Below are 5,969 nucleotides of genomic sequence, written 5' to 3' on the forward strand. Positions count from 1 at the left end.
GACAAACTGTATGCACTACCTACCAAAAAAGCACTCAAAAAGCGTTTATGTTATATGTGAGCTTTAACAAGTTTATGTTCCTTAAAAGAATTGTTCAGTTTAGTGTTGACATACCACTCGCCACCTTTCGCTTCTCCAAGCTTTATTAAAAAAGCAACAAAGTTTGCGAAACCAGCCAATCTTAATTAAAGTAATCATTAAGAACACGAAGATAGTTTGCTATAATGAAACGAGAACAAACTGTTTTTAGAGATTAAAAGGGGATGACTATTACGGAACAGAAATTTTTTTTTCGCATACTTGGGATTTGCTGTTATGTAACGACAATCCTTTATTTAGTTGAACATTTTATCATTAGTGACATCATCCGATATACTTATAGTTTCCTTGGCTTTACATTGTTAGTATGTTCCATACTGTTTATTCCGAATGTTAACCGTATTGTGATTATAGCACTTCTAATATCAGGCTCAATCTTTTTTTATATAGAACGAATATCTTTCGGTGAAATCCTCTTAAGCTTCGGTGAGAATATTAATCTTCTTTCCTTATTTTTGCTAATTCCTTTAATTGGTACATTTATGTCTACTGCGGGCTATTTATCCGCATTAAAAGAAAAGGTACAAAAATGGGAGAAGAAAGGCGGCAAACACCCGTACTTCATTAGTTTTTCCTTAACAGCAACCATTGGGGTTTTATTAAATTTTGGGTCAATGGCCATTGTTAAACGAATTGCAGATGAGAGCTTTTCCTCTTACCGTGATCAAAAATTAACCATAATAATCATGCGAGGATTTGGGTTTTGCATGCTTTGGTCCCCCTATTTTGTAAATGTGGGTCTTGTTCTCGTTTTATTTGAACTATCTTGGTTTGATATTGGAGGGTACGGATTAGCCTTATCTCTCATTTATCTTTTTATGTGTGTAATCATGTTCAAAGGAACCGTCTTCCCTGATGACCCCATTGTGGAACATAATCATGATCACGATTTAAACAGTAATACTGGTCAATCCCTCATTCCCTTTATTACCTTTTGTATTGTACTTATTTTCTTATCTTTATTATTAGATTATATGTTAGAAGTAAATATGCTGACAGTTGTCTCCCTTTTAGCGGTTATTTTTCCATTAATATGGGCCTTGTTTACAAAACTATTTTTCTTTTATGCTCATGATGTTTTTGAACAGGTACAGGCTTCATTTTCCCGGATAAAAAATGAATTGGCTGTTTTTATTAGTGCAGGATTTTTCGGTGTAGCCATTTCTAATACGGAATTAGGGACACACATTTCAACACTACTTTTTCAAATATCCTTTGGTTCCGTTTATTTATTGACTGTTTTCATTGTTTTACTTGCTACCTTACTTGCTCAAGTAGGAATTCATCCAGTTATTATCATTATCGGTATAGGTAGTGCCCTAACCCCGGACAAATTCGGAGTAAGTGGAGAGTATTTAGCATTAGTTCTTTTAATTGCTTGGACTGTAGCAGCACAACTATCCCCCTTTTCAGGTCAAGTACTAATGGCATCCAGATTAATGGGAAAAACACCAATTGTCCTTGTAAAACATAATTTTAGATTTGTATTCTTCTTGGGTATATTGTTAACTGCTGCATTATATGGTTTTTATATTATCGGCCTCCTCTAAGATCTAGAATTTATGAAGTGGTGCCTGGGGAATAAATCTTGAACACCTCTTCGTTCATTTAACGTGATCATTCTCCCGCAAAAAATCTTTTACTACGGTGATATATTCCTCTTGTTCCTCTAAATAAGGCATGTGGGAACTATTTTCAAATACATGGAATTTACCATTAGGGGTTAACTTACTGAAATATTGGGTTGAATCTGGTGTAGCTTCATCATGGCGCCCACACGTATATAAGGTTGGAATAGTGATTTCCTTTAAGCGTCCAGTACAATCAAAGCTTTTTAAATTACCTGTAACATGAAATTCAGAAGGCCCCCACATAATGTTATATACTTCACGGTTTCTATAGTGGGCTCCCTTCAACAATATGTCAGGGAGTGGATCTAATCTACAAACAAAACGCTTATTAAATTCCCTAGTTGCGTCTTTGTATTCCTGGGAATCGGTTGTACCATTCTCTTCACATTTTTTCAATGTTTCCTGAACCTCTTTCGGCAGCAGTTTTCGATTTTTTTCTTGATCCTCTGCCCAAAGGGGGGCACTCAAGCACGGACTGGAAAAAATAATGGATTTTACATTTTTAGGTTTAAAGGATAAATAATAAGCAGCTCCTAAGGTTGTTCCCCATGAGTGTCCTAGAATATGTACTTCCTTTAGCTTTAAAGCTTTTATTATTTGATCTAATTCCTCCACAAAGCGGTCAAGAGTCCATAGGGACTTGTCAGTAGGTCGGTCACTTTTTCCACACCCTAGCTGATCATAAAATATTACAGGGCGTTCCATAGCCAGTTCTTTTAACCCTTGCATAGAAAAATGGGAGGAGCCCGGCCCTCCATGTAACAAAATGACAGGTGTTCTCCCATTTTCATTCTCATATTTTTTATACGAGACCTTACCACCAGTAACATTCACATATCCTTCTGTAAAACTCATTTTAAATACTCCTTTCAAAAACGAATGCCATAGTTTTATATTAATACAGTTAAAACAAAAAGTCTGCTCCCATGAGCAGACTCTGTTACTCGTTAATTACTTTTTGCCTTCTTTTCTGGTTCCACCTCTTGTCCTATTTTCACCACATTTTTGGGAGAAGCTGATGCTCCATTCATCAAACTTTCTCCCCTAAACTGACCATTTTCATCAATAATGATGGTCCTCATTTGAGCCTTTCCTTCAAGATAACCAGACTCATAAATATGTATTTTTTCTTCTACATTTACGTTCCCCTTAACAGTCCCGGCTATATATAAATTCCGGGCAGTAATCTGATGCTCCACGTGGCCATCTTTTCCAACCGTCACATCGCCGGAACATTTTACCTCACCTAGAACTTTTCCATCAATACGAATACTAGAATTAACATGAAGGGTACCTTCTATGGTTGTATCAGTACCAATGACGGTTGCAATTTCACTTAACTTCTTTTCATTGTTTTGCTTTGTAAACATCGTTATGCCAGCAATTGCTGGCTCACCTCCCCTAAAGTTTCGGATACAGGCCTGTTAATCACCGTTTCGTTTATGGAATGTCATATATAAATAAGGGTCCACATACTCGCCTTTTCTTTTAATCTCATAATGTAAGTGAACACCAGTACTTCGGCCTGTTGTCCCCATTCTTCCGATTACATCTCCCTTTTTCACTTCATCGCCATGTTCTACTTCAATCTTGTTAAGATGTGCATAAAGGGTTTCATATGTACCATAATGATCAATTTTAATCGTGTTGCCATAACCACCATGCCAGCCAGCTAAAGTTACTCTTCCATCAGCGGCTGCGTAAATCGGCGTGTTTAACGGTGCCGCTATATCTGTTCCAGAGTGAAAGGCTGTCCATCTTGTAAATGGGTCTTTACGATTTCCAAAATGGGAGGATATTCTCCCCTCTGCTGGAATGAACGTTGGGATTGTTCGGAGCTGCTCTTCATATGCTAGGAAACGTTCTAATGTTTCCTCGAACCTCTCCATTAATTCCGGAATCTCTTCCTTCATTTCTATTAAATTAGCAGCTACATTTTGCCCCTGTTGTGCAACAAACGCCCCCCCTAATTCCGGCCATTCCATTCCACCACTGCCTTCAGTATCCTTCCCTTGCATATCAGCTGGCATCTCTAGCTCCATCTCACTTAACCTTGACTCAAATGCTTTAAATTCTTCGATCGTTTGTTGAACGGTTCGAGTCTCTTCTTTCAATGTAAAGTACTCTTGTTGCAATTCCTCAATTTGGTCCTTCTGCTCCTCAATCGTCATCTCTTTCTCTGAAACCAAGGCCTTTAAATTTCCTGTACTTGTATTAAATAAATCAATAATGACTGTTAAAGCTAGTATTGTTAAAGGCATAGCTACTAATACCGCTATAGCCGCTATATATGCCCGCTGAGAGAAATGAAGATGCTTCATCGGTTTATCTGGACCTGATGATAGAATAATACTCCAGCTCTTTTGCCTGTTGTTTCTCTTACGAAAAATAGAATCCACCCCCTATACACCTTATTATCTATCAAAATACGACACCAATACCTATAATTCTACCAAATATTTTTAATTTGAAAACTATATTGGAAAGTTTTATGGTTAAACAATATAAATAGTTGCATCCGCCTAATACATACAGTGTGAGTCATTCCAAATATAGGGAAAAGTCAGGGTCAATGTATGGAAAAAAGTATTGACTTCATTTAGTTATTTTTTATATAAAAAAATTCTTTAACAGTTCAAAGCAAGTATACTATCATATAAATAGAGCTTTGTTTAAAAAGTAACGTTATGTACTAATCTGAATCACATAGAAAGGATAATAATAATGGAAAGCTCCCATCATGAACATTTCAAAAAACAAGCCCTTTATTGGCTAAAAGATAAAATGGTTGATTTATGTGCAAACGAAGTGAAGTTATTTGCCCGTCGAAAAAAACTTATTGCAGACTCTTTAGGTATAAATTTAAAAAGAAAGGAATCACGAATTATTGAGGTTAAAGTTTCCCGGAGTGATTTTCTACGGGATAAAGTTTTAGATGCTCCCTATGGATATCATGCCATAGCGGATTATGCCTACATTATGACGCCAGCTGGCCTAATATCGGGGGAAGAGCTCCCGAAGGGGTATGGTCTATTGGAAATTGATGAATTTGATAATATTAAAGTTAAAAGAAACCCTGTTCGAAATCCAAAGCCTATCATAACGTTAGATACTCTTGTTAAAAGAACAGCCCGGGCAGCAACAAATGCAGTTTTATTTCAAGAGCTTTCAAAAGAAACAAAGGACCACACAAAAGGTGCCTTTTCAAGGGGAGCACATATCCATCTTGTTAACGCAACATGTCCAAATTGTAAAAAAAGAAACAAATATCTAATTAAAACAAAACAAGCTCATGTAAACTGTAAAGGTCGAGGATGTAAAAAAGATATACCTTTAAAGCAAGCCCGTGTACACATTGTTACTTCCTATAACAAGAGCTTTTACGATCAAATGCAAACATTAATGGAAAATGATTAATACTTGTATTAAAAAAGAGGCTGAGGCAAAAGTATTTTTATCAATGAGAAATTCCAACAAAATATAGATTATAATTGGTGCATAGAAAAATCGCTTCGGAAATATACTTCGATTTCCGCGGGCGGCTGGTGAGCCTCCTCGCAAATCACGCCTAAGGACAGCCCACGTCCTATGGGTAACGACGTCATGTCGCCATCCTGGCTCCCACTGTGGGGTCTCACCCTTGCCTTTGCTCCCGCAGGACACTGATTACGCATCCGTGAGATTGCCCACGCACGAAAAAAATGTGATAGCATTTTCGAGGAGTCTACGTAGATTTCCTCCGCTAAGGTAGTGCATTGTTCGTATTTCCAGTTAAAAAATCTTTAGTTTTGTCCCAGTCTCTTTATGTTAGTTAGTCTCCTTCTACAAAAAATATTACTTTCCACTCCTTATGCCGTTGGAGGGATTTACTATCCGTTGAGGTGCAGTTGCTTGCCGCGTTCACATTACCGACACCATTTTTTCTTAATTATGTACACATTTCGCCGCTCGATTAGTTGGAGCTGAAGTTACAACTGAGTTTACCCGCGGATATAATAACGTTACCCGCCGTAAAATTCAAATTACCCGCCATTTGTGCAGTGTTACCCGCCGTTGTGAGCAATTTACCCGCGGTATTCATATTTCAGACATAATTCGGTATATAAAAAAGACACTCTCATCTGAGAATGTCTTCGTCTGCCCGGCAACGTCCTACTCTCACAGGGGGAAACCCCCAACTACCATCGGCGCTGGAGAGCTTAACTACCGTGTTCGGCATGGGAACGGGTGTGACCTCTC

At 37.7% G+C, this 5,969-nt stretch carries 5 protein-coding genes and 1 rRNA gene; 2 read left to right on the forward strand and 4 right to left on the reverse strand.

Going from position 1 to position 5,969, the window contains the following annotated elements; all coding sequences use genetic code 11:
• Positions 1-263: 263 nt before the first annotated feature.
• The gene (locus J2S74_RS27105; protein WP_307332841.1) at positions 264-1,649 is read left to right on the forward strand and encodes a hypothetical protein; all 1,386 of its coding nucleotides are present in this window, start codon (positions 264-266) and stop codon (positions 1,647-1,649) included.
• A gap of 54 nt (positions 1,650-1,703) precedes the next feature.
• Here J2S74_RS27105 and J2S74_RS27110 read toward each other — a convergent pair whose 3' ends face one another.
• The 3 genes from J2S74_RS27110 to J2S74_RS27120 form a co-directional block, all read right to left on the reverse strand.
• Entirely contained in the window at positions 1,704-2,585 is an 882-nt protein-coding gene (locus J2S74_RS27110; protein ID WP_307332843.1) for a proline iminopeptidase-family hydrolase, read from the reverse strand.
• Between the two features lie 92 nt (positions 2,586-2,677).
• Positions 2,678-3,100, reverse strand: a complete 423-nt coding sequence (locus J2S74_RS27115; RefSeq protein WP_307332845.1) for a bactofilin family protein — start codon at positions 3,098-3,100, stop codon at positions 2,678-2,680.
• A 54-nt stretch (positions 3,101-3,154) separates the two neighbouring features.
• Entirely contained in the window at positions 3,155-4,129 is a 975-nt protein-coding gene (locus J2S74_RS27120) for a M23 family metallopeptidase (RefSeq protein WP_307332848.1), read from the reverse strand.
• 325 nt (positions 4,130-4,454) lie between these two features.
• Here J2S74_RS27120 and J2S74_RS27125 point away from each other — a divergent pair, with 325 nt between their 5' ends.
• Positions 4,455-5,147: a hypothetical protein gene (locus J2S74_RS27125; RefSeq protein WP_307332851.1), complete on the forward strand. Its 693-nt coding sequence runs from the start codon at positions 4,455-4,457 to the stop codon at positions 5,145-5,147.
• 722 nt (positions 5,148-5,869) lie between these two features.
• Here J2S74_RS27125 and rrf read toward each other — a convergent pair.
• Positions 5,870-5,969 (reverse strand): 5S ribosomal RNA (gene rrf, locus J2S74_RS27130); the annotation flags it as partial.

It is taken from the genome of Evansella vedderi, assembly GCF_030813435.1.
Taxonomy (GTDB): Bacteria; Bacillota; Bacilli; order Bacillales; family Salisediminibacteriaceae; genus Evansella; species Evansella vedderi.

Coding starts and splice junctions, on each gene's coding strand:
- J2S74_RS27105 (WP_307332841.1), top strand. CDS start 264: ATGACTATTACGGAACAGAAATTTTTTTTTCGCATACTTGGGATTTGC.
- J2S74_RS27110 (WP_307332843.1), bottom strand. CDS start 2,585: ATGAGTTTTACAGAAGGATATGTGAATGTTACTGGTGGTAAGGTCTCG.
- J2S74_RS27115 (WP_307332845.1), bottom strand. CDS start 3,100: ATGTTTACAAAGCAAAACAATGAAAAGAAGTTAAGTGAAATTGCAACC.
- J2S74_RS27125 (WP_307332851.1), top strand. CDS start 4,455: ATGGAAAGCTCCCATCATGAACATTTCAAAAAACAAGCCCTTTATTGG.